Origin of the sequence: Intestinimonas massiliensis (ex Afouda et al. 2020) (genome assembly GCF_900626285.1) — a bacterium.
Taxonomy (GTDB): Bacteria; Bacillota; Clostridia; order Oscillospirales; family Oscillospiraceae; genus Flavonifractor; species Flavonifractor massiliensis_A.
The window spans coordinates 295,046-318,112 of the sequence record NZ_LR131148.1; the positions used below are offsets into that span (position 1 = coordinate 295,046).

Here is a 23,067-nt window from a genome sequence, read left to right on the forward strand (position 1 = left end):
ACCTGGAGGCCCGCTGTACCGATAACAGTGCCGTCCTCCGGCCGTGTAGGGCGGATCGTATAGTTCATGGGGCATCCTCCTTACAACAAAATATTTTTGCCACTATACCACAAAAGACGGCAAAAAACAACCGCCCGGAAGGAAGCACCCTCCGGGCGGCGGGAAAAACCCTCAGTACGCGGCCACCACGCCGCCGTCGTTGGCGTACACCGTGGAGATGCCGCCGGTCTCGCTGATCAGGATGTCAGAGAACCGGCACTGCTTCAGTGCCAGCTCCCGCAGGTAGTAGGCACGGTCCAGGCAGTTGCAGTGGACGATGGCCAGCCGCCTGCCGGCGTGGTTGGGATCGGCCGCCATGATGGAGACCATCTTGCCCAGAGCCTGCTTCACCGACATGGCCTGGCCCCGCTTGCAGATCTCCCCCTCGGGGGTGGAGCCCAGCAACAGCTTGATGCGCAGGGTGCTGGTCACCAGGGACTGCATCCGGGACAGCCGGCCGTTCTTGCGCAGATTGTCCAGGTTCTCCAGCACGAACATGGTGTCCATCTCCTCGATATAGCGGGACACCTGGGCTACCACAGTGGTGAAATCCATGCCGGACTGGGCCAGCTCCTGGATCTTCAGCGCCACCAGCACCTCACCGGCGGAGGCGGAGCAGGAGTTGAAGATGTGGACGTTGGCCTCGGGGTGCTCTTCCAGCCACAGGTTCCGGGCCTGGGCCGCGGCGTTGTGGGAGCCGGAGAGCAGGGCGGACAGGGTGACCACGTAGATGTCCTCCGCCCCGCAGTCAAAGGCGTCCAGATACTGGGCGGGGGAGGGGCAGGAGGTGTGAGGCGCGGTGGGGCAGTGGTGCATGGCGTGGAGGAGGGCTCCCCGGTCGAAGCAGGGGTCGTCCACGACCACATGGCTGCCCACATGGATGGTCAGCGGTACGCTGACAAAACAGCCGTCCCGCAGCTGGGCGGGAGTCAGGTCACAGCAGCTATCGACAATAATTTTGAAACTCATGACAGAAATCCTCAAATATAGTTCTAAAGATTACATCCGTTCTTTGGGACATTGTATCATCAATGCCCCAAAAAGTAAAGGGAGAAGATGTAAACAAATTGGATTTCCTTGGCCTGGTCAGAAAGGCCAGGTAAACCGGTCAGGGGCGCCCACCAGGATGCGGGCGGAGCAGGGGGACACGGGCAGCCAGGTGCGGCCGCCGTCGTTGTTGAAGATCTGGTCGCCGTTGAGCACGTCCTGGAGCACCGGCTCGTTGTGGGGGAACTCCACGTGGATCTCCTGGGGCTCCAGGTTCAGGACCACATAGACCCGCTGACTGTCGGTGGAGCGGCGGAACACCAGCTGCTGGTTCTTGATGACCACGTTCTCGTAGCCGCCGGTCCGCAGGGCGGGGAAGGCGGAGCGGATGGCAGCCAGCTTGGACAGGTGGGCGCACAGGCTCTGGTCCAGCTGCATCATCTCCTTCAGCTCCAGGTGGGGGCGGAGCACCGCGTCGGAGGTCTTGGTGCGGGCCCCTTTCAGTGCCCACTCGCTGCCGTAGTAGAGGGAGGGGATGCCCGGCATGGTGTACAGCAGGGTGTACACGTTGTTCAGGTGGGCGGGATCGTTCAGCTTGCTGGCCAGCCGGTCCACGTCGTGGTTGTCCACGAAGTTGTAGAGGCTCAGGTTCCGGTAGATGCCGCCGGGGCCGAACTGGCGGTTGAGGGAGTGGGCGATCTCGAAGTAATTCTTGTCGTTGTGGGAGGACCACAGGCCCTTCCAGCACTCGTAGTTGGTGACGGAGTCCAGCATCTCCGGGTTGGCCCACCGGGCGTAGTCCCCGTGGATGATCTCGCCCATGAGCCAGAACTCCGGGTCCTTCCCCTTCACAAAGCCCTTCAGGGTGCGGAAGAAGTCAAAGTCCACGCAGTCGGCGGCGTCCAGCCGCAGGCCGTCGATGTGGAATTCGTCCATCCACATGGCCACCGCGTCCAGCAGGTGATGGACCACATCCGGGTTGCGCAGGTTCAGCTTCACCAGCTCGTAGTGGCCCTGCCAGGCGGTGTACCAGAAGGGGTCTCCCATAGGGGAAGGGCCGCCGAAGTTCAGGTCGTGGAACCAGCCGCAGTAAGGCGAGCTCTGGCCCTTTTCCCGCACGTCCCTGAAGGCCCAGAACTCCCGGCCCACGTGGTTGAACACCCCGTCCAGCACGATGCGGATGCCGTTTTCGTGGAGCTCATGGCACAGCTTGGCAAAGGATTTGTTGTCCCCCAGGCGGCAGTCGATCTGGAAGTAGTCGGCGGTGTCGTAGCCGTGCTTGACGGACTGGAACACCGGCCCCAGGTAGAGGGCGTTGACCCCCAGCTCCTTCAGGTGGGGGATCCAGTCCCGGAGCTGCTCCAGCCGCTGGACCGGGGCCCCGAAGTCGTTGTACTCCGGCGCGCCGCAGAATCCCAGGGGATAGATATGGTAGAACACAGAATCGGTGGACCAATGACTCATAACAAATGCCTCCGTTTCAATGTGTGAAATACGTCAGTTGCCCTCTTCCTCCAGCTCTTTCAGCAGCTTCTGGTCCTCCTTGGAGGACAGGTCCAGCTTGGCGTACAGGTCGGGCCGCCGCTGCCGGGTGCGGAGGATGGACTGCTTCCGCCGCCACTTGGCGATGTTCTTGTGGTCGCCGGAGCGGAGGATGGGGGGGACCTTCCGGCCGTGCCACTCCTCGGGCCGGGAGTACTGGGGGTACTCCAGCAGACCGTTCCAGTGGCTCTCATTCTCAAAGCACTCGGGGTCGGACAGCACCCCGGGTACCAGCCGGGCCACCGCGTCGGACACCACCATGGCGGCCAGCTCGCCGCCGGTGAGGACGAAGTCTCCGATGGAGATCTCCTCGTCCACGCACTCCTCGATGAACCGCTCGTCAATGCCCTCGTAGTGGCCGCACACCAGGATCAGGTGGTCGTAGTCGTCCCGCAGCCGCCGGGCGTCGCCCTCGGTAAAGGTCTTGCCCGCGGGGGACATATAGATGGTGTGCCCCGGCCCGTAGGTGTCCACGATGTGCTTCCAGCACTGGTAGAGAGGGTCGGCCTGCATCACCGCACCACGGCCGCCGCCGTAGGGGTAGTCGTCCACCTGCTTCTGCTTGTTCAGGGTGTAGTCCCGGATCTGATGGGCCTCAATGCGGATGATGTCCCGCTCCTGGGCCCGGCCCAGGATGGATTCGTTCATCATATCCCCCACGGTAAGATCGAACAGGGTCATGATATCAATGCTATACATCGGTGCGCATCCCCTCGATGAGCCGGACCTTGATATAGCCCGCCTCCACATCGGTCTCCGCCAGGAACTCGTCCACGGCGGGGATCATATACTCATGCTCCCCCTTTACCACATACACCTCATGGGCGGGAGGCGTGAGCACGTCGGCCACCACGCCGATCTTCTCGCCGGTGGCGGCGTCGATGACATCAAGGCCCATCAGGTCGGCGATGAAGTGCCGCCCGTCAGGCAGCTCCACTCCGGTGCGGTCAATGGACAGCACCTTGCCCTTCAGCGCCATGGCCCCGTTCACGTCGGTCACACCCTCCAGGGTGGCCAGCACATTGCCCTTGTGGACCCGGGCGGAGCGCACCTTCACCGGCTTGCCGTCCAGATAAAAGGTATCGAACTGACAGAGAAAGTCGGGGGTGTCGCACCAGGGGACGATCTTCACCTCACCCTGGATGCCGTGGGTGTTGACGATCTGCCCGGCCTCGAGAAATTGGTTTTTCATATTGCTGCAACCTCCTGCAGGCTGGATTTGATGCAAAAAGCGGCGGGGTAGCTACCCCGCCGCTTTTCAGTCGACGATCTCGACGGAGACCTTGGTGCCCTGGCGCTGGGCCACGGAGCGCATCAGCGTGCGGATCTCCTTGGCGATGCGGCCCTGGCGGCCGATCACCTTGCCCATGTCCTCGGGGGCTACCCGAAGCTCCAGGACGGTCTCACTCTCGCCGGCGTGCTCGGTGACCACCACGGAGTCGGGGTGGTCTACCAGGCTGCGGGCGATGTAGGTGAGCAGTTCCTTCATGCCAGCCTGACCTCCAATTAGATGGCGCCAGCTTTTTTCAGCAGAGCCTTCACGGTCTCAGTGGGCTGAGCGCCGGTCTTGATCCAGGCCTGGGCGCGCTCGGCGTCCACCTTGATCTCGGCGGGCTGGGTCAGGGGGTTGTAAGTGCCGATCTCCTCGATGAAGCGGCCGTCACGGGGATAGCGGGAGTCCGCCACCACGATGCGGTAGAAAGGAGACTTCTTAGCGCCCATGCGACGCAGTCTGATCTTAACCATTGTATCTTCACCTCCATGTAAGTTTCAAACATCTATTATGGAAACGCGGCACGCCGCGCTTACCAACACTTAGAAGGGCAGGCCGGGCAGCTTGCCGAAGCCGCCCATCTTTCCCATCCTGCCCAGCTTCTTCATGTTCTTGCCGGAGAACTGCTTGCTCATCTGCTGCATCAGCTCGAACTGTTTGAGCAGCCGGTTGATGTCCACCACCTGGGTGCCGGACCCGGCGGCGATCCGCTTTTTCCGGCTGTTGTTCAGCAGGGAGGGGTCCTCCCGCTCGGCGGGGGTCATGGACAGGATGATGGCCTCGGTGCGGGCCAGGGCGGATTCGTCCACCATGGCGCCCTCCAGAGCCTTGCCGTTGACGCCGGGCAGCATCCCGGCAATGTCGCTGAGGGAGCCCATGCTCTTGACCTGCACCAGCTGGTCGTAGAAGTCGGCCAGGGTGAACTTGTTCTTCCGCAGCTTCTGCTCCAGCTCGGCGGCCTTCTTTGCGTCAAAGGTCTGCTGGGCCTTCTCGATGAGGGAGAGCACGTCGCCCATGCCCAGGATCCGGGAGGCCATCCGGTCCGGGTAGAACAGGTCCACCTGATCCAGCTTCTCGCCCTGACCCACGAACTTGATGGGCTTGCCGGTGACTGCCTTGATGGACAGGGCCGCGCCGCCCCGGGCGTCGCCGTCCAGCTTGGTGAGCATCACGCCGGTGATGTCCAGAGCCTCGTCAAAGGCCTTGGCGGCGTTCACCGCGTCCTGACCGATCATGGCGTCCACGATGAGCAGGATCTCGGTGGGGTTGATGGCCGCCTTCATGTCCTTGAGCTGATCCATCAGCTCCTCGTCCACGTGGAGCCGGCCGGCGGTATCAATAAAGACGATGTCGTTGCCGTGCTTCTTGGCGTGCTCGATGCCCGCCTTGGCGATGTCGATGGGGTCGATCTGCCCCATCTGGAACACCGGCACATCCACCTGGGAACCCACCACCTCCAGCTGGGTGATGGCGGCGGGACGGAAGGTGTCGCAGGCCACCAGAAGGGGCCGCTTGCCCTGCTTCTTGAAGAACCCCGCCAGCTTGGCGCCGTTGGTGGTCTTGCCCGCGCCGTTGAGGCCGCACAGCATCACCACCGTGGGGGGCTTGGGGGAGATGGTCAGCTTGGTGTTCTCGCCGCCCATCAGGTTGGTCAGTTCCTCGTTGACGATCTTCACGATCATCTGGGCGGGGGTCAGGCTCTCCAGTACGTCGGAGCCCACAGCCCGCTCGGTGACGGAGGCCACGAACTGCTTGACGACCTTGAAGTTGACGTCGGCCTCCAGCAGGGCCATGCGGATCTCCTTCATGGCCTCCTTCACGTCGGCCTCGGTGAGACGGCCCTTGCCCCGCAGCTTCTTGAATGCCGCGGAGAGCTTTTCGGTCAATCCTTCAAACGCCATGGGGTCACTCCTGTTTCAGCTGGGCCAGCAGGTCACGGATGCGGCCGCACTGGACCTCCACCTCGTCGTCCTGCCAGTTCTGGTCGTTGCGCTTGGCGATGGCGTCCACCGCCTCCTGGATCTGGTTGAACTGACCCTGCATCTGATGGAACCGCTTGATGATGCCGGTCTTGTCCTCCAGCTCGGTCAGCACCGCCTCCGCCCGGACGATCACGTCCCGCACACCCTGCCGGGTGATGCCGTAGTTCTCCGCGATCTCCGCCAGAGACAGGTCCTCATTGTAATAAAGGTCGTAGAACTCCTTCTGTCGGTCGGTCAGCATGTCGCCGTAGAAATCATACAGCAGCGCCATACGGTATGCCTGATTTTTCATCCCGCAGCCTCCTTCCGGACCTCTGGTGGTTCTGTAAAGGAAGTAAAGTTTCAAAGCTTTACAACAATGAGGATAATACACGATTTTTCTCCGTTTGTCAAGAGGGATTTTTCCCTGGCAGAGCGCGCATATTCTGGACCTTTTGGCAGAGACTATGGACGATTACCAAACAAGGAGGTCATCCAATTGAAATACCGCATCCTGACCGCGGCGGTGACGGCGGCGCTGCTGCTCTCCGCCGCCCTGCCGGCCTCGGCCATCTTCTTCGACGAGGGGACGGAGGAGGTCCCCGTGGCCTACGATCTGGTGAAAAATGCCCCCGCCGGGGAGCAGCTCACCTTTGCTCAGACCGACTTTCTCACCGACGGCGGTGAACTGGACGCCATCGTGATCTCCGCCCTGCCCGACAGCCAGGCGGGTACCCTGACCCTGGGCGGCCAGCTGCTGCGGGTGGGAGACGTGATTTCCATGGAGGCGGTGGACGGACTGACCTATACCGCAAAAGACGCCGTCAATGCCTCTGCCGCACGGTTCAGGTTCCTGCCGGTGTTCAGCGACGGCATCAGCGGAGCGGAGACGTCGGCCGACCTGTTCCTGCTCACCGAGGAAAACGGGGCCCCGGTGGCCCGGGACCTGGAGCTGACCACCTATAAAAATGTAGCCATTACCGAGCGGTTCGACGGGGTGGACCCGGAGGGCGACCTTTTGACCTACCACGTGGTGAAGAAGCCCGCCCGGGGGGCGGTCACCGTCCAGGAGGACGGCACCTTTGTCTACACCCCCTATGAGAATAAGACGGGGAAGGACACCTTCACCTATGTGGCGGTGGACGAGATGGGCAATTCCTCCGATCCGGCCACGGTGAAGGTGAAGATCGAAAAGCCCGACACCAAGGTGACCTATTCCGACCTGGACGGCGATCCCGCCCACAAGGCGGCCATCCGCCTGGCGGAGGAGGGCATCTTTGTAGGGGAGTGCATGAACGGGTCCTACTTCTTCCAGCCTGACGCACCTGTCACCCGAAGCCAGTTTGTGGCCATGGTGATGGATGCGGCGGGGCTGGACGCCCTGGAGGGGGTGGAGCGCACCGGCTTTGCCGACGATGAGGTCATCCAGACCTGGGCCAAGCCCTATGTGGCCTCCGCCCTGAAGAGCGGTCTGATCCAGGGCAGCCTGGACGGGGACGGCCAGGTGGTGTTCCGGGGGGAGGACACGGTGACCGCCGCCGAGGCTGCGGTGCTGCTGGACCGGGCCCTTCAGGTCACCGATGTGGACGCCCAGACCTTTGCCGGGTCGGATACGCCGGCCTGGGCCGCCCAGTCGGCGGCCAACCTGTCCACCTGCGGGGTGCTGGACGGGGCGGACAGCCTGAGCACTCAGCTGACCCGTGGAGAGGCGGCCCAGCTGCTGTGCTCCGCGCTGGAGCTGCTGGACAGCCGGGATACCGGCTGGTTCTGAACCGGGGGACCGGGCCTTTGGGGGCCCGGTCCTTTTTTGGTGAGAGCGGACCAAAAAGGGGGAATGACGGTTGAGTATGGCGGGAAGGTATGTTATAATATAGTGTTAGCGCATATGATACTGGAGAGTACTTTTCTCTCTGACGAGGTGTGAATATGAAGATCGTTGTATTGGCCGGCGGCCTTTCCCCGGAGCGGAACGTGTCCCTTTCCACTGGCGCCATGGTGACGGAGGCCCTGCGGGGTCTGGGCCACCGGGCGGGACTGGTGGACCTGTTCTTCGGAACCGAGCAGTCGGACGAGGGCTTTTTCGACGCCCCGGTGCCCGAATCCTTCAAGAAGGTGAGCCGTCAGGCCCCCGACCTGGACCAGGTGCGCGCCAGCCGTCCCGGGGACAGCCGGAGCACCTTCGGCCCCCACGTGCTGGAGCTGTGCCAGATGGCCGACCTGGTGTTCCTGGCCCTCCACGGCTCCTGCGGCGAGGACGGCAGGGTCCAGGCCACGCTGGAGCTGATGGGGATCCCCTATACCGGCGCGGGCTACCTGGGCAGCGCCATCGCCATGGATAAGGACATGACCAAGCGGCTGGTGGAGGACGTGGTGACCACCCCCGGCTGGAAGACGGTGGCGTACAAGGCCGAGGACATCGACGGCCTGGTGAAGAACGCCCGTCTGCCCCTGGTGGTGAAGCCGGTGGCAAGCGGCTCCTCCATCGGCGTGTCCATCGCCTATACCGCCGACGAGCTGCGGAAGGCCCTCACCGACGGTCTGGAGCTGGGCGGCCGCACGGTGCTGGAGGAGTACATCAAGGGCCGGGAGATCCAGGTGGGCATCCTGGAGGACAAGGCCCTGCCCTCCATCGAGATCATCCCCAAGGAGGGCTTTTACGACTACGCCAACAAGTACCAGCCCGGCGCGGCCCTGGAGGTGTGCCCGGCGGAGATCCCGGCGGAGACCGAGGAGAAGCTGCGCGCCGCCGCCCTGCGGGTGTATGAGACCCTGGGGCTGAGTGTCTACTCCCGGGCGGACTTCATCGTCACCGAGGACGGGGAGCCCTGGTTCCTGGAGATCAACACCCTGCCCGGCATGACCCCCACCAGCCTGCTGCCTCAGGAGGCGGCCGCGGTGGGCATCAACTACAACGAGCTGTGCCGCCGGATCGTGGAGGCCTCCCTGGAGGCCCGCCGGCAGGGCCGGTAACAGGACAGAAGAGAAGTAGAGAGGAAGCTAGTTATGGAGCCCATGACCATAGGAGAGATCCTGGAGGCAGTACACGGCAGCCTGCTGGGAGAGTTCGGTGACCTGAAGCGCACCGTCAGCCGGGTGGAGACCGACAGCCGTACCATCCACGCCGGATCTCTGTTTGTGCCCCTGGTGGGGGAGCGGTTCGACGGCCACGCCTATATCAACGCCGCCCTGGAGGGAGGCGCCGCCGGGTGCTTCACCCAGCGGGAGCGGGAGAGCTATCTGCCGGGAAAATTCTATATCAAGGTGGATTCCACCCACAAGGCCCTGCGGGATCTGGCCAAGTACTACAAGGCCAAGTTCCCCATCCCGGTGATCGCCATCACCGGCTCGGTGGGCAAGACCACCACCAAGGACATGGTGGCGGCGGTGCTGGGTGAGAAGTACAGCGTGCTCAAGACTGAGGGCAACCTGAACAACGACATCGGGGTGCCCATGACCCTGCTGCGGCTGAAGCCGGAGCATCAGCTGGCGGTGCTGGAGCTGGGCATGAACCACGCCGGGGAGATCGACTACCTCTCCGCTATTGTGGAGCCGGATGTGATCCTGATGACCAACATCGGGGATTCCCACATTGAGTACTTCGGCTCCCGGGAGAAGATCCTGGAGGCCAAGAGCGAGATCTTCCACCACGCCAAGGCGGACGCCCTGGCCATCATCAACGGGGACGATCCCCTGCTGAACACCCTGCCGGGCAAGCTGCCCTTCTCCTTCCTGCGGGTGGGAGCGGCCGAAAATCTGGACTACCGGGCCAGCGACCTGAGCAGCGACGGCAAGAGCCGGCTCACCTGCAAGGTGACCACTCCCCGGGGCCAGTTCCAGGTGGAGATCCCCGCCCTGGGGGAGCATATGATCTATCCCACCCTGATGGCCGCCGCCGTGGGGGAGCACTTCGGCCTCACCCCTGACGAGATCGCCAACGGCGTGCTCCACTTTGCCCCCACCAAGATGCGGATGAACATCCTGCACCGTCAGGACGACATCACCATCCTCAACGACACCTACAACGCCAATCCCCAGTCCATGCGGGCGGCGGTGGAGGTGCTCTCCAACGCCAAGGGCGGCTTCAAGGCGGCGGTGCTGGGTGACATGTTTGAGCTGGGCCCCCTGGCCCCCGCCCTCCACGCCGGCATCGGGGAGTACCTGGCCAAGGCCGGGATCAACTGCCTGGTAGCGGTAGGCGAGCTGGCCAAGCATATCTATACCGCCGCCAAGGAGGCGGGGGTGCCCCACTGCTTCTACTGCGAGACCAAGGAGAAGGCCAAGCCGGTGCTGGACGATCTGGTGCAGCCCCACGCCACCATCCTGGTGAAGGCCTCCCGGGGCATGGAGCTGGAGGAACTGGTGGAGTACCTGCTGACCATCACCAAAGAGGCATAAAAAAGGCCGCAGGACATTTGTCCTGCGGCCTGGGCGGGCGCGCACTGCGCGCCCGTCCTTATCCGAACAGCTTCTGCAGATTCTCCTTGAAGGGCGGGTAGATGACCCCCTTCTCGGTGATGATGCCGGTGACCAGACTGTGGTCGGTCACGTCAAAGGCGGGGTTGTACACCTCCACCGTCCTGGGGGCGGTCTGGACCCCGTACAGGGTGCGCACCTCGTCGGGGTCCCGCTCCTCAATGGGGATGCCGGAGCCGTCCGGGATGGACAGGTCGATGGTGGAGCAGGGGAGGGCCACATAGAAGGGTACCCCGTGATGGTGGGCGTTCACCGCCACCGAGTAGGTGCCGATCTTGTTGGCGAAGTCGCCGTTGGCCGCCATCCGGTCGCAGCCCACCACCACCATGTCGATCTTCCCCTTGGCCATCAGACTGGCCGCCATATTGTCGGCGATCAGGGTGGCGGGGATATGGTCGGTGACCAGCTCATAGGCGGTGAGCCGGGCGCCCTGGAGCAGAGGCCGGGTCTCATCGGCGTAAACCATTTCTACTTTCCCCTGCTCGTGGGCCGCCCGGATAACACCCAGCGCGGTGCCGTAGCCGCCAGTGGCCAGAGCGCCTGCATTGCAGTGGGTGAGGATGCGGGCGTGGTCGGGGACCACCGCCGCACCGTAAAGGCCCATGGCCTTACACATAGCCACATCCTCCTGGTGGATGGCGACAGCCTCGGCGATGAGGGTTTCCGGGTCACCATTGCAGTTCTCCGCCTTTTTGGCCATTCGCTCCAGGGCCCAGAACAGGTTGACAGCCGTGGGACGGCTGGCGGCCAGGGCTTCTTTGGCCTGCTTCAGGTCGGCACCCTCCAGGGCGGCCAGACAGTAGGCGTAGGCGGCGGTGACGCCGATGGCGGGGGCGCCCCGCACCACCATGGTGCGGATGGCGTCGATCACCGGCCGGTAGTCGGTATAGGGCAGCCAGACCTCCTCCACCGGGAGCTTGGTCTGATCCAGTAAGTAAAGGGTATTTCCTTCCCAACGAATCGCGTCCATAGGAATGACCTCCATTCTTTGTTGCGGTTCCAATATAACACAACTGAGCGCGGGAGTAAACATAAGATGATCGATATCGCGGTCTCGAACCTGTCCAAGGAGTTCGAGGTAGGCAAAAAAATATTGGACGGCTTCACCTTCCAGGTGGACCAGGGGGAGCGTGTGGGCCTGCTGGGCAAGAACGGCGCGGGCAAGACCACCCTGTTCAAAATGCTCACCGGGGAGCTGGACTGGGACGAGGGGGAAATCCACATTGCCCCCGGCAAGGGCCTGGGGCTCATCTCCCAGATCCCGGTGTATCCGCCGGAGTACACCGTGGAGGATGTGCTCCAGACCGCCTTCCAGCGGCTCCACGACATGGAGAAGGAAATGGAGGAGCTGACGGAGCGGATGGCGGGGGACAGCGATCCCGCCCTGCTGCGCCGGTACGACGCCCTGACCGCCGCTTTCGAGGCGGGAGGCGGGTACGACACCACCACCCCCCTGAACAAGGTGTGCAACGGCCTGGAGATTTCCCAGGACATGCGGAACCAGCTTTTTTCCTCCCTGTCCGGCGGGGAAAAGACCCGGGTGAACCTGGCCCGGCTGATTCTGGAGGATACCGACATCCTCCTGCTGGACGAGCCCACCAACCACCTGGACCTGCGGGCCACCGAGTGGCTGGAGGAGTACCTGGACAAGTACAAGGGCACCGTGCTGGCCATCTCCCACGACCGCTGGTTCCTGGACCGGGTGGTGAAGCGGATCATCGAGATCCAGGACGGCAAGGCGGAGTTTTACGCGGGCAACTACTCCTTCTATGTGGAGGAGAAGGAGCGCCGCTATCAGGAGAAGCTGAAGCAGTACGAGAAGGAGCAGGCCAAGATCGAGCAGCTGGAGAAGGCCGCCGAGCAGCTGCGGGTGTGGGCCTACTCCGGCATGGACAAGACCTTCAAGCGGGCCCAGTCCATGGAGCGGCGCATCGAGCGGATGCGCACCACCGACAAGCCCACCAAGGAGCGCCGCCTGGACGTGAAGTTCGGGGAGCGGGAGTTCCGGGGGGACGAGGTGCTCACCATCAAGGAACTGAAAAAGTCCTTTGACGGCCGCACCCTCTTTGACCACGTCAATCTGGAGGTGGTGGGAGGCGAGCGCATCGGCCTCTTGGGCGACAACGGCACCGGCAAGTCCACCCTGCTGAAGATCCTGCTGGGGGAGGAGGAGCCGGACAGCGGAAAGCTGCGGATGGGGCCCACTGTAAAGGTGGGCTACCTGCCGCAGATCATCCACTTTTCCCACCCGGAGCGCAACCTGGTGGATACCATGATCTACGATCAGGACTGCTCCACCCAGACCGCCCGCAACCGGCTGGCCGCCTTCAACTTCCGGGGGGAGGACGTGTTCAAGCCGGTGTCCGCCCTGTCCGGCGGCGAGCAGAGCCGCCTGCGGCTGTGCATGCTGATGGACGAGAAGATCAACCTGCTGATTTTGGACGAGCCCACCAACCATCTGGATATCGCCAGCCGGGAGTGGATTGAGGACGCGGTGAGCGAATACGAGGGCAACCTGCTCTTCGTCTCCCATGACCGCTACTTCATCAAGCAGTTCGCCACCCGGATCTGGATGCTGGAGGACGGGCACATCACCGACTTCCGGGGCACCTTTGAGGAGTTCCGGGCGGCCCGGGAGCGGGCCAAGAATCAGGCGGCCGCCCCTGTGAAGGCGGAGCCGGAGAAGCCCAAAAAGGAGAAGCCCAAGCGCCCCGGCGGCACCAAGGAGCTGGAGAAGCAGGTGGCCGCGGCGGAGCGGGCGGTGGCCAAGGCGGAGGAGAAGCAGTATGAGCTGTCTCTCAAGGCCGAGGAGGTGGCCTCCAACTACCTGGAGCTCCAGAAGGTGTACGAGGAGCAGAAGGCCATGGAGGAGGAGATCGCCACCCTCTATACCCAGTGGGAGAAGCTGGCGGCGGAGCTGGAGGAGGCCAAGGGGTGAGAAAGAAGCAGTACTGCCACCCCTATGAGGGGAAGCGGAAGCCCCTGTGGCTCAAGGTGCTGCTGGGCCTGATCCTGGCCGGGGTGCTGGTTTTCGGCGCCCTGTTCGGGGCGGTGCTCTACGGCTCCTACGACCACATTCAGGGCGATCCCCGGGTGATGGTCATCCTGGGCTGCCAGGTGAAGCCCTGGGGGCCGTCGGTGCTGCTCCAGGACCGGCTGGACAAGGCGCTGGACTATCTGGAGGACCACCCGGATCTGACCATCGTGGTGTCCGGCGGCCAGGGAGCCGACGAGCCCGTCAGCGAGGCCCGGTGCATGTATGACTATCTGACGGAGCAGGGCGTGGACGGGGACCAGATCCTCATGGAGGATCAGTCCTCCAACACCTGGGAGAACATTCGATACACCCAGGAACTGCTGCGGGAGAAGAATGTGGACACCGGCGAAGTGGTGGTGGTGTCCAACGGCTTCCACCTGACCCGGGTGCGGATGCTGTGGAGCCGGGCGTGGGAGGGAGAGTGCGCCCTGTCCACCCTGGCGGCACCCAGTTCCCACGTGCCCTCCCGTCTGAAGATGTATCTCCGGGAGCCCCTTGCCCTGGTGAAATCCTTTGTGTTCGACAGGTGATAGAGTTTGGATATGCAGGCAAAACTGAGCGCGCTGGATCTGCGCTTTTCCAACATCGAGGCCCAGCTGGGGGCGGGGGAGACCTACGGGGACCCGGCTCTGGTGGCCAAACTGAATAAGGAGCAGCGGGAGCTGGAGCCGGTGGTCACCGCTTACCGGAGCTGGCTGCGCTGTCAGCAGGACATGGCAGACGCGGAGGAGCTGATGAGCGACCCGGAGCTGGGGGATATGGCCAAGGAGGAGTTCCAGCAGGCCAAGGAGGAGCAGGCCCGGCTGGAGAATGAGATCCGCATCCTGCTGCTCCCCCGTGACCCCAACGACGACAAGAACGTCATCGTGGAGATCCGGGCCGGGGTGGGCGGCGAGGAGGCCGCCCTGTTTGCCCACTCCCTGTTCCGCATGTACTCCATGTACGCCGACCAGCGCCGCTGGAAGGTGGAGGTGGACTCGGTGAACGAGACCGAGCTGGGCGGTGTGAAGGAGATCTGCTTCACCATCGAGGGGGACGGGGCCTACTCCCGCCTGAAGTTTGAGAGCGGGGTCCACCGGGTCCAGCGGGTGCCCGAGACCGAATCCGGCGGCCGCATCCACACCTCCACCGCCACCGTGGCGGTGCTGCCCGAGGTGGATGAGGTGGACTTTGAGCTCAACCCCGCCGATATCGAGATGCAGGTGTTCCGCTCCTCCGGCGCGGGCGGCCAGCACGTGAACAAGACCTCCTCCGCCGTGCGGCTCATCCACAAGCCCACCGGCACGGTGGTGGAGTGCCAGCAGGAGCGCAGCCAGTTCCAGAACCGGGACAAGGCCATGCAGCTGCTGCGGTCCCGCCTGTACGAGGAGAAGGTGCGGGAGCAGGAGCAGGCGGTCACCGATGAGCGCCGCAGCCAGGTGGGCACCGGCATGCGCAACGAGCGCATCCGTACCTACAACTTCCCCCAGGGCCGGCTCACCGACCACCGCATCGGCCTGACCCTGTACAAGCTGGAGAGCGTCATGAACGGCGACCTGGACGAGATCATCGATTCCCTCATTACGGCCGACCAGGCCGAGCGGCTGAAACACAGCCAGGATATGTGAGCATCATATAGGAGGTACACAACAATGGAACTGATCATTCACTTTACCGCTATCCCGGAGAAGCTGTCTCTGGACGCGGTCAAATCCGACCTGGCCGACCTGCTGGAGGACGACGGCTGGCTCACCGGTTCCGGCCCGGAGTTCATCGAGCTGGAGCTGGAGGACGAGAAGGTCAACCCCAAGTACGGTATCCTCACCGTGAAGAACTATCTGCAGAAGGCGCAGTTTGCCCCCGATACCACCATCGAGCTGGCGGGCACGCCGGTGGGCATCTACGAGTAAAAGGAGGAGCACCTTTATGAAAATTGCCATTGGGATTTTGAATGTGGTGGCGGGCGCCGCTCTGCTGGCGGCGGGCATCCTGACCATCGTGCAGCCCGGCCGGACCCGGCGCGTTATCCGCCGCCGCCGTTCTTTCTGAGAAGCGGGGCGAGCAGCGTGAACACACAGCGACTGACCGCCGACCAGACGGAGCAGGCGGCGGAGATCCTGCGGCGGGGGGGCCTGCTGGGCATCCCCACCGAGACAGTGTACGGCCTGGGGGCCGACGGCCTGAATTCTGAGGCGGTGGCCCACATCTTTGAGGCCAAGGGCCGACCCCAGGACAATCCCCTGATCCTCCACATCCCCACGGCGGACTGGCTGGAGCGGTACTGCGAGGATATTCCGCCCGCCGCCTACGCCCTGGCGGAGCGGTTCTGGCCCGGTCCCATGACCATGATCCTGAAGCGCAAGCCCATCGTCCCCGACGCCGTCACCGCCGGGCTGGACACGGTGGGGATGCGCTGCCCAGCCCACCCGGTGTGCCGGGCCATCATCGCCGCCGCCGACCTGCCGGTGGCCGCCCCCTCGGGCAACACCTCCGGCCGGCCCAGCCCCACCAACATGGCGGACATGCTGGAGGACATGGACGGCAAGATCGACGGCATCGTGGACGGCGGCCCCTGCGCGGTGGGGGTGGAATCCACCATCATCGATCTCACCGAGCAGCCGCCCCGGCTGCTGCGGCCCGGCGGCATCACCCTGGAGCAGCTGGAAGAAGTGCTGGGGGAGGTGGCGGTGGACCCGGCGGTGACCCGGCTCATGGGGGCCGGTGAGCACCCCAAGGCCCCCGGCATGAAGTACCGCCACTACGCCCCCAAGGCCCCGGTGACTGTGGTGCGGGGAGATCCCGCCGACGCCGCCCGGTACATCCGCCGCCACCTCACCGACGGGGACGGGGTGATCTGTTTCAACGAGTTCGTGCCCCTGTTCGAGGGCCATCCGGTGGAGCCCATCGGGCCCAAGGACGACGTGGCGGAACAGGCCCGGCGGGTATTCGACGCCCTGCGGTACTTTGACGGTACCGATGTGGTCCACATCTGGGCCCAGTGCCCCGATCCGGAGGGCATCGGCCTGGCGGTGTCCAACCGCCTGAACAAGGCGGCGGGCTTCCACATCGTGGACGCGGCGGACGAGACATAAAAAATTTTTTCCTCCCGATGAATGGATGGGGCCTGCTCCGTCGTATTGTCAGTGAGACGGGTCAATCAGCCCCTATTCATAAGGAGGAAATGATGATGAAGAAAATCAGGATCGCAGCCGTTGCCGCCGCCGTCGTGCTGGCCCTGGGGGTCACCACCGCCTTTGCCGCCGGAGGACGGCACCACATGGCCAACTATTCCCGCTATGTGGATGCCAACGGGGACGGGATCTGTGACAACCGGGGTGTCTGCTACGCGGACACCGACGGCGACGGGATCTGTGATAACCGGGGCGCCTGCTATGTGGACGCCGACGGCGACGGGGTGTGCGACAACTACGGAACGGGCCTGGGCTGCCGGTCCGGGGCCGGTCACGGCTGCCACGGCTGCCGCTGGTAAGAAAAGAGGACGGGAGACCGGATGCGGAGCGAGCGGGAGACCAACGAGGCCATCGAGCGGTATGGAGATACCGTCCGGCGGCTGTGCATGATCCATCTGAAAAACGAGGCGGATACTCAGGACATCTTTCAGACGGTGTTTTTGAAGTATCTCCTCCATACCGCCGACTTCGAGAGCCGGGAGCATGAAAAGGCCTGGTTCATCCGGGTCACCATCAACGCCTGCCGGGACGTGCTGAAAAGCGTGTTCCGCAGGCGTACCGTTTCTCTGGACCAGGTGCGGGACCTGCCCGCCCCCCAGGGGGAAAGCGGGGAGGTGCTCCGCGCGGTGCTGTCCCTGCCCCGGAAGTACCGGGAGGTCATATACCTCCACTACTATGAGGGATATACCGCTCCGGAGATGAGCAAGCTGTTGGGCAGGAACGTGAACACCGTCTACACCGACCTGACCCGTGCCAGAGAGAAGCTCAAGACCATACTGGGAGGTGAGGCGGATGGATGAGCGGATCAGAGAGGCCTTTGACCAGGTCCGGGCCACCGGGGCCCAGAAGGAGGAGACCCGGGCTTTTCTGGACCGGGCCAGGCATCGACGCGCCGCCCCCCGGCGGCTGGGCGCTCTGGCAGCCTGCGTGGTGCTGCTGGTCGCCCTGATCGGGGGCTATTGGGCCTATTTCGTGCCCACCTCCGCCATCAGCGTGGAGGGGGACACCAGCCTGGAGCTGGAGATCAACCGCTTCGACCAGGTGGTGGGGGTACAGTGTGAGGATGATACACTGGCGGGGAGCCTGCGCTTCCTCAGCTACGCCCAGGCCCTGGAGCTGCTGCTGGACAGCTGGGACAGCGGCCAGCCGGTGTCCATCACCGTGTCCGGGGACGAGACCCAGTGCGGCCGCCTGCTGGAGGGGGCGCAGCACTGTGCCGCCGGGCGGCAGAACGTCCACTGCGGACAGGCGGGGGCCGGGAACGCCTCCGGCCAGGGTCAGGGTCAAGGCCAGGGTCAGGGCCATGGCCATGGATACGGTCACGCCTCCGACCACTGAATTTACAAATTTCTCACACACCATTTGTCTGATGTGTTATACTAACTGCTGGAGGCGAACAGCCATGAAGCGTATCGGCATCACCGGCCCCACCGGGGCGGGTAAGACCACAGCCCTCAACGCCCTGACCAGTCTGGGCGCCCACGTCATCGACGCGGACGCGGTGTACCACGATCTGCTGGAATCCAGCGCGCCCATGAAGGAGGCGCTGACGGAGCGGTTCGGCACCGGCATCCTGGACGATCAGGGAAAGATCGACCGAAAAGCCCTGGGCAACGTGGTGTTTGCCGATCCGCAGGCCCTGTCCGACCTGAACGCCATCACCCACAGGTTTGTCCTGGCGGAGATCGACCGGCAGGCGGCCCGGGCGGAGGCGGAGGGACGGCCCGCCGTGGCCATCGACGCCATCGCCCTCATTGAGAGCGGCGCGGCGGAGGGCTGCGACGCGGTGGTAGGCGTTCTGGCGCCCAAGGAAGTGCGGGTCCGCCGGATCATGGCCCGGGAGGGCATTTCGGAGGAGTACGCCCGCAAGCGGGTGGAGGCCCAGCAGGGAGACGAGTTCTTCCGCAGCCGGTGCACCCACATCCTGGAGAACGGGGGCCAGGACCCCAAGGCCTTCGAGGACCAGGCGCTGGCGCTGTTCGGCCCATGGTTGGATCACGAGGAAAATCAAATATAGGAGGAACCACATTATGGAAGAAAAGCAGAAGACCCAGGGTGAGCTGCGGCGTGAAGCCCTGCTCTACCAGCCCAAGAACGGCTATGACCGGCTGAGCGCGCAGGAGGAGGCCGACCTGAACACCTACTGCGAGGACTATAAGAAGTTTCTGGATGCGGGCAAGACCGAGCGGGAGTGCGTGGCGGAGACCATCCGTCTGGCCGAGCAGCACGGCTTCAAGCCCTATGTCCGGGGCACCGCGCTGAATCCCGGCGACAAGGTGTACCGTGCCAACCGCGGCAAGGCCATCATGCTGGCCGTCATCGGCAGCCGTCCCCTCAGCGAGGGCGCCAACATCGGCGCGGCCCACATCGATTCTCCCCGCCTGGATCTGAAGCCCAACCCGGTGTATGAGGACGCCGAGATGGCTTTCTTCAAGACCCATTATTACGGCGGCATCCGCAAGTACCAGTGGGTGACCATCCCCCTGGAGCTCCACGGCGTCATCGCCCTGAAGGACGGCTCCACCGTGACGGTGGCCATCGGCTGCGGCGCGGACGAGCCCCAGTTCACCATCGACGACCTGCTGCCCCACCTGGGTGCTGAGCAGTCCAAGAAGCCTCTGGGCGAGGCCATCCCCGGCGAGAGCCTGAACCTGCTCATCGGCAGCCGCCCCTTCAAGGACGACGAGGGCTCCGACCGGGTGAAGCTGGCCATCCTGGACCTGCTGAATCAGAAGTACGGTATCGTGGAGGAGGACTTCATCTCCGCCGAGCTGTCCGCCGTGCCCGCCTTCCGGGCCGTGGACATCGGCTTTGACCGCTCCCTCATCGGCGCCTACGGCCATGACGACCGGGTGTGCGGCTTTGCTTCCCTGGCCGCCCTGCTGGCCCTGGGCACTCCGGCCCGCACCGCCGTGTGCATGCTGGCCGACAAGGAGGAGATCGGCTCCACCGGCGTCACCGGCATGAAGTCCGCCGCCTTCGACACCTTTATGAGCGACCTGTGCGACGCCCAGCGGGTGTCCCTGAAGGCCTGCTATGAGAAGTCCTTCTGCCTGTCCGCCGACGTGACCGCGGCCTTTGACCCCAACTTCGCCGACGTGTATGAGAAGCGCAACAGCGCCCGGGTGAACTACGGCATGGGCCTGTGCAAGTACACCGGCGCCCGGGGCAAGTCCGGCTGCTCCGACGCCTCCGCCGAGCTGGTGGCCTATGTCCGCAAGGTGCTGGACGCCCAGGGCGTGGTGTGGCAGATGGCCGAGCTGGGCAAGGTGGACGCCGGCGGCGGCGGCACTGTGGCCGCCTATATGGCCGAGCGTGACATCGACACCATCGACGCCGGCGTGCCTGTGCTGAGCATGCACTCCCCCTTCGAGACCGTGTCCAAGCTGGACTGCTATATGACCTACCGGGGCATGAAGGCGGTCTACGAGGCCCAGTAAATCTCCAATCAAAAAGTCCGGACCCGTCAGGGTCCGGACTTTTTTGCTATCCCGGGGCGGCGCTGCGGCAGCGTGTCACCTCAAATCCGCCGGTGCCGGTGATCCCGCCGGCGGCGGTGCGGGCGGCGTAGTCGTTGAAGTGCCACCACTCCGATTCCAGGGGGGTCATCCCCGCCTTGCCGAAGTAGCCCCGCAGGGCCAGGGCGGGCCCGTTCATGGTGTCCGCCAGGGTGTCCTGTCCCGGCCCGGTGGTGGAGGCGGAGGCCATGCTCAGCTCGTGCATGGGGGTGGGCATCTGGTACTCCTCATATTCCACCGGCACCAGGTAGCGGTATCCGCCGGTGGAGCGGGTCTCGGTGCGGCTCACCCTGACCAGGCTCACATCCACCGCCAGCCCCTTCTGGTGGTTGGAGTAGCCGGTGCTGATGAAGTAGGTCATGGTCCAGGGCTTGGTGGTGATGCCGGCCTTCACCTCCGGATCGGATTCCGCCAGAGCGCTCAGGGCCTTCACCACCGCCCGCTGGGCGGAATAGGGGCGGTAGCCCTCGTAGAGCTTCAGGCTGTTGCCCTGGACCAGGGCCTCCTGCTGGGCGGCGCACACCTTTTTGGCGGTGTGGTAGAGCACCGGCATCAGGTACTGCTCCCGGTCGAACCGGGGATTGTACACCTTGCCCTGGTACAGCGCCTCCCCGGTGATGCCGGGGATCTCCTTCCCGGAGCTGACGTACCGGGAGGAATAGGAGTTGGTGGCGTCATACACCATGGAGGGCACTACGTCTGGCAGGTTGATCAGGCAGAACCGGTGGTCCACCCAGCCGGTGCCGTGGGAGGAGGACACCTTCCACCAGTTCCCCTTCTCGCTGAGGATGGTGAAGGAATCCCCCGGGGACAGCACTGCCATGGCCCCGGCAAAGGGGTCGGGGGTGGGAGCAGGTGTGGCCACCGGGGCGGAGAGCAGGGAGACAGTGACCGCCGGGGCGGGGGTCTCAGGGACCGGCTCCGGGCTGGCAGAGGGTTCCGGAGCGGGAGACGGGGTGAGGGACGGTTCCTCCGACGGCACCGGTGTGGGTGTCGGCACCGGTGTCGGTGTGGGTGTGGGTGTCGGTGTCGGAGTGGGAGTGGGTGTGGGAATGGCCTCATACAGCCCGATCTCCACCGCCGCCCAGCCGGTGGCTCCGTAGACGGGCAGCTCCAGCCCGGCCGAGGTCAGCTTGGGCAGGTCCCGGTCCAGAGTGTGATCTTCGTCAAAGACCGGGGGCGTAGGCTCCGGTGTGGGGGTGGGCTCTGCAGACGGTGTGGGGGTAGGTNTGTGACGTACTGAGTAGAGATGGCGTACGCCATACTATCTGTGTGTGGCAGCAGTGATGACAATAAATTACAGTAGATTTTTTTTTGTGAACAACCCGACGCCCGCGAAAACAACCACAAGGGGACTCGTCGGCAGCGCCGAATGTGTATAAGAAACAGGTGTCGGACGGGGCGGGCTGGGGCTCCCGGTGGGTGCAGGCTGCCAGCCCGAAGGTCAGGGCCAGCGTGCAGGCCAGGAAAAGACCTCGGCGCATGGGGTGGTTCCCTCCTTCCTCAGGCAGTCAGGGCCAGTACCCGGCTGATGACGGCGGCGGCCTGAGCCCGGGAGGCGGTGCCGGTGGGCATCAGCCTGCCGTTGTCCCCCTGGAACAGACCGGCGGCGGCAGTGCGGGCGGCGGCCTCCAGGGCCCAGAAGGCGATCTGCCCGTCGTCGGAGAAGCCCAGCCCGTTTTCATCGGGCAGGTCCACACACCGGTCGATGAGCACCATCATCTCCTGCCGGGTGATGGAGCGGTCGGGGGAGAAGGTGTCGGCTCCGGTGCCCGAGATCAGGCCCAGCCCGGTGGCCTTCTCAATGTAGGCCTGGGCCCAGTGGCCCTCCGTGTCGGCAAAGAGGGGAGCCTCCGCTTCCTCTGTCTCCGCCGCCGGTGCCTCCGGCAGAGCGCCGGACTGTTCCAGCGCCGTGTACAGCATGGCGGTGAACTCCGCCCGGGTCACGTCGGCGTCCGGCCGGAAGGTCTCCCCGTCGGCGTGGAGCTCTACCCCCAGGTCCTTCAGAGCGGCCACGTCCTCCCGGCACCAGTGGTAGGCCACGTCGGTATAGGGGGACTGGTACTCCAGCATGGCGAAGCCGTAGTCCAGCAGGGCGGTGCTGTCGGTGTGGCGGGTCTTGTCGTCGTCGGCGTGCATCACCACGCTGATGATCCGCCGGCCGTTTTTCACGGCGGTGGCGCTGAGGCAGTAGCCCGCGGCGGTGATGGTGCCGGTCTTGAAGCCGTCCACCCCGTCATAGGCGTAGTCCAGGCCGGGCAGCAGCTTGTTGGTGTTGGGGTAGTATTTGCCGTTGAAGGTCACCCCGGTCATGGAGGTGTACTCCAGCACCTGGGGGAACCGGCGGATGAACTCCCGCACCAGAATGGCCTGGGAGCGGGCGGTGAGATAGTGGACGTGGGCCCCGTGGCAGTTCTTGTATTCGGCGGTCATGCCCAGCCGCTTGGCGGTCTCGTTCATCCGCTGGACGAAGGCGGCCTCACTGCCGGAGATGTAGTCGGCCATGACGATGCAGCTGGCGCTGGCGGAGGGGATGAGGATCAGCTTGAGCAGCGTGTCCACCGACTGGGACTTGCCGTAGGGCAGAGGCACGATGGCGGGGTAGCTGGAGCTGCGGGAGCGGTCGGCATTGGTGTTGCTGACGGGCACCATGGTGTCCAGAGTGAGATTGCCCGCCTCCAGCTCCTCAAAAATGATGTAGGCGGTCATCACCTTGGTCATGGACGCGGGCACCCGCATGGTGTCGGCGTCCTTTTCGTATAAAGTCTCGCCGGTGTCGTAGTCGATGACGATGGCGCTGTCCGCCGTGATGGCGGGCTTTTTGGGCGCATCGGCAGCCAAGACTGTGGATGTGAGCAGCAGAGAAACGAGCAGGGTCAGTGCCAGCAGGCGTACAGAGAGGGAGGGCTTGCGCTGATACATATCTGTCATCTCCGATCCCGGCGGGCTGTGGAGCACCCGCATTTCTAAAATTTAGTATGGCATAGTTCCCATCTGTTGTCAAATAGGGTATGACACGGCTTTTGCTTTTGGGCAAGCTATGGTATAATAAATCATTCTGCAAAAA

The 23,067-nt window shown here is 64.1% G+C and carries 25 protein-coding genes; 14 read left to right on the forward strand and 11 right to left on the reverse strand.

Annotation, left to right across the window (positions count from 1 at the left end; all coding sequences use genetic code 11):
- Positions 1 to 171: 171 nt before the first annotated feature.
- The 8 genes from E0E41_RS17350 to ylxM all read right to left on the reverse strand — a co-directional run bounded on the left by E0E41_RS17350 (position 172) and on the right by ylxM (position 6,115).
- A complete protein-coding gene (locus tag E0E41_RS17350; RefSeq protein WP_130871134.1) occupies positions 172 to 1,008 on the reverse strand; it encodes a DegV family protein in 837 nt (278 codons plus the stop codon).
- Between the two features lie 117 nt (positions 1,009 to 1,125).
- Positions 1,126 to 2,490 carry an alpha-amylase family glycosyl hydrolase gene (locus E0E41_RS17355; RefSeq protein WP_130871135.1) on the reverse strand — a complete coding sequence of 455 codons (1,365 nt, stop codon included), beginning with the start codon at positions 2,488 to 2,490 and terminating at the stop codon, positions 1,126 to 1,128.
- 33 nt (positions 2,491 to 2,523) lie between these two features.
- Positions 2,524 to 3,267 (reverse strand): tRNA (guanosine(37)-N1)-methyltransferase TrmD, encoded by a 744-nt coding sequence (gene trmD, locus E0E41_RS17360; RefSeq protein ID WP_130871136.1) that lies wholly within the window; start codon positions 3,265 to 3,267, stop codon positions 2,524 to 2,526.
- Entirely contained in the window at positions 3,260 to 3,760 is a 501-nt protein-coding gene (gene rimM, locus E0E41_RS17365) for a ribosome maturation factor RimM (protein ID WP_130871137.1), read from the reverse strand. The genes trmD and rimM overlap by 8 nt, the downstream gene beginning before the upstream one ends.
- A 66-nt stretch (positions 3,761 to 3,826) precedes the next feature.
- A complete protein-coding gene (locus E0E41_RS17370) occupies positions 3,827 to 4,057 on the reverse strand; it encodes a KH domain-containing protein (RefSeq protein ID WP_087346993.1) in 231 nt (76 codons plus the stop codon).
- Between the two features lie 17 nt (positions 4,058 to 4,074).
- Entirely contained in the window at positions 4,075 to 4,314 is a 240-nt protein-coding gene (rpsP, locus tag E0E41_RS17375) for a 30S ribosomal protein S16 (protein ID WP_087346996.1), read from the reverse strand.
- Positions 4,315 to 4,383: 69 nt separating this feature from the next.
- Positions 4,384 to 5,742 (reverse strand): signal recognition particle protein, encoded by a 1,359-nt coding sequence (ffh, locus tag E0E41_RS17380; RefSeq protein ID WP_130871138.1) that lies wholly within the window; start codon positions 5,740 to 5,742, stop codon positions 4,384 to 4,386.
- A 4-nt stretch (positions 5,743 to 5,746) separates the two neighbouring features.
- Positions 5,747 to 6,115, reverse strand: coding sequence for a YlxM family DNA-binding protein (ylxM, locus tag E0E41_RS17385; protein WP_130871139.1), 369 nt, complete (start codon positions 6,113 to 6,115; stop codon positions 5,747 to 5,749).
- 186 nt (positions 6,116 to 6,301) lie between these two features.
- Between ylxM and E0E41_RS17390 the strand changes: the two genes are divergently transcribed.
- From E0E41_RS17390 to E0E41_RS17400, 3 genes are all read left to right on the forward strand, one after another.
- Positions 6,302 to 7,573: an Ig-like domain-containing protein gene (locus E0E41_RS17390; RefSeq protein ID WP_242623865.1), complete on the forward strand. Its 1,272-nt coding sequence runs from the start codon at positions 6,302 to 6,304 to the stop codon at positions 7,571 to 7,573.
- Between the two features lie 155 nt (positions 7,574 to 7,728).
- Entirely contained in the window at positions 7,729 to 8,772 is a 1,044-nt protein-coding gene (locus tag E0E41_RS17395) for a D-alanine--D-alanine ligase family protein (protein WP_130871141.1), read from the forward strand.
- A gap of 33 nt (positions 8,773 to 8,805) precedes the next feature.
- A complete protein-coding gene (locus E0E41_RS17400) occupies positions 8,806 to 10,197 on the forward strand; it encodes a UDP-N-acetylmuramoyl-tripeptide--D-alanyl-D-alanine ligase (protein ID WP_130871142.1) in 1,392 nt (463 codons plus the stop codon).
- Between the two features lie 58 nt (positions 10,198 to 10,255).
- On the opposite strand, the gene mtnA is transcribed toward E0E41_RS17400, so the two are convergent.
- Complete coding sequence (gene mtnA, locus E0E41_RS17405; protein ID WP_130871143.1) at positions 10,256 to 11,245, reverse strand: S-methyl-5-thioribose-1-phosphate isomerase; 990 nt, start codon at positions 11,243 to 11,245, stop codon at positions 10,256 to 10,258.
- 66 nt (positions 11,246 to 11,311) lie between these two features.
- Here mtnA and E0E41_RS17410 point away from each other — a divergent pair, with 66 nt between their 5' ends.
- From E0E41_RS17410 to E0E41_RS17455, 11 genes are all read left to right on the forward strand, one after another.
- Complete coding sequence (locus tag E0E41_RS17410; RefSeq protein WP_130871144.1) at positions 11,312 to 13,213, forward strand: ABC-F family ATP-binding cassette domain-containing protein; 1,902 nt, start codon at positions 11,312 to 11,314, stop codon at positions 13,211 to 13,213.
- Positions 13,210 to 13,842 carry a YdcF family protein gene (locus E0E41_RS17415; RefSeq protein ID WP_130871145.1) on the forward strand — a complete coding sequence of 211 codons (633 nt, stop codon included), beginning with the start codon at positions 13,210 to 13,212 and terminating at the stop codon, positions 13,840 to 13,842. The genes E0E41_RS17410 and E0E41_RS17415 overlap by 4 nt, the downstream gene beginning before the upstream one ends.
- A 12-nt stretch (positions 13,843 to 13,854) precedes the next feature.
- Positions 13,855 to 14,919 carry a peptide chain release factor 1 gene (prfA, locus tag E0E41_RS17420; protein ID WP_130871146.1) on the forward strand — a complete coding sequence of 355 codons (1,065 nt, stop codon included), beginning with the start codon at positions 13,855 to 13,857 and terminating at the stop codon, positions 14,917 to 14,919.
- A 24-nt stretch (positions 14,920 to 14,943) separates the two neighbouring features.
- Entirely contained in the window at positions 14,944 to 15,201 is a 258-nt protein-coding gene (locus E0E41_RS17425; RefSeq protein ID WP_130871147.1) for a hypothetical protein, read from the forward strand.
- 16 nt (positions 15,202 to 15,217) lie between these two features.
- The gene (locus E0E41_RS19200) at positions 15,218 to 15,340 is read left to right on the forward strand and encodes a hypothetical protein (RefSeq protein ID WP_278045197.1); all 123 of its coding nucleotides are present in this window, start codon (positions 15,218 to 15,220) and stop codon (positions 15,338 to 15,340) included.
- Between the two features lie 17 nt (positions 15,341 to 15,357).
- A complete protein-coding gene (locus E0E41_RS17430) occupies positions 15,358 to 16,383 on the forward strand; it encodes an L-threonylcarbamoyladenylate synthase (RefSeq protein ID WP_130871148.1) in 1,026 nt (341 codons plus the stop codon).
- A 95-nt stretch (positions 16,384 to 16,478) separates the two neighbouring features.
- Entirely contained in the window at positions 16,479 to 16,781 is a 303-nt protein-coding gene (locus tag E0E41_RS17435; RefSeq protein WP_130871149.1) for a hypothetical protein, read from the forward strand.
- Positions 16,782 to 16,802: 21 nt separating this feature from the next.
- Positions 16,803 to 17,282 (forward strand): RNA polymerase sigma factor, encoded by a 480-nt coding sequence (locus E0E41_RS17440; protein WP_130871150.1) that lies wholly within the window; start codon positions 16,803 to 16,805, stop codon positions 17,280 to 17,282.
- A complete protein-coding gene (locus tag E0E41_RS17445; protein ID WP_130871151.1) occupies positions 17,275 to 17,820 on the forward strand; it encodes a hypothetical protein in 546 nt (181 codons plus the stop codon). Before E0E41_RS17440 ends, E0E41_RS17445 begins: the two co-directional genes overlap by 8 nt.
- A gap of 64 nt (positions 17,821 to 17,884) precedes the next feature.
- Positions 17,885 to 18,499 (forward strand): dephospho-CoA kinase, encoded by a 615-nt coding sequence (gene coaE, locus E0E41_RS17450; protein WP_130871152.1) that lies wholly within the window; start codon positions 17,885 to 17,887, stop codon positions 18,497 to 18,499.
- Between the two features lie 13 nt (positions 18,500 to 18,512).
- Positions 18,513 to 19,922, forward strand: a complete 1,410-nt coding sequence (locus E0E41_RS17455; RefSeq protein ID WP_130871153.1) for an aminopeptidase — start codon at positions 18,513 to 18,515, stop codon at positions 19,920 to 19,922.
- Positions 19,923 to 19,968: 46 nt separating this feature from the next.
- Here E0E41_RS17455 and E0E41_RS17460 read toward each other — a convergent pair whose 3' ends face one another.
- Both E0E41_RS17460 and E0E41_RS17470 read right to left on the reverse strand, forming a co-directional pair.
- Positions 19,969 to 21,078 carry an SH3 domain-containing protein gene (locus E0E41_RS17460; RefSeq protein WP_165450602.1) on the reverse strand — a complete coding sequence of 370 codons (1,110 nt, stop codon included), beginning with the start codon at positions 21,076 to 21,078 and terminating at the stop codon, positions 19,969 to 19,971.
- 425 nt (positions 21,079 to 21,503) lie between these two features.
- Complete coding sequence (locus tag E0E41_RS17470) at positions 21,504 to 22,922, reverse strand: S-layer homology domain-containing protein (RefSeq protein WP_165450603.1); 1,419 nt, start codon at positions 22,920 to 22,922, stop codon at positions 21,504 to 21,506.
- Between the last annotated feature and the right edge of the window lie 145 nt (positions 22,923 to 23,067).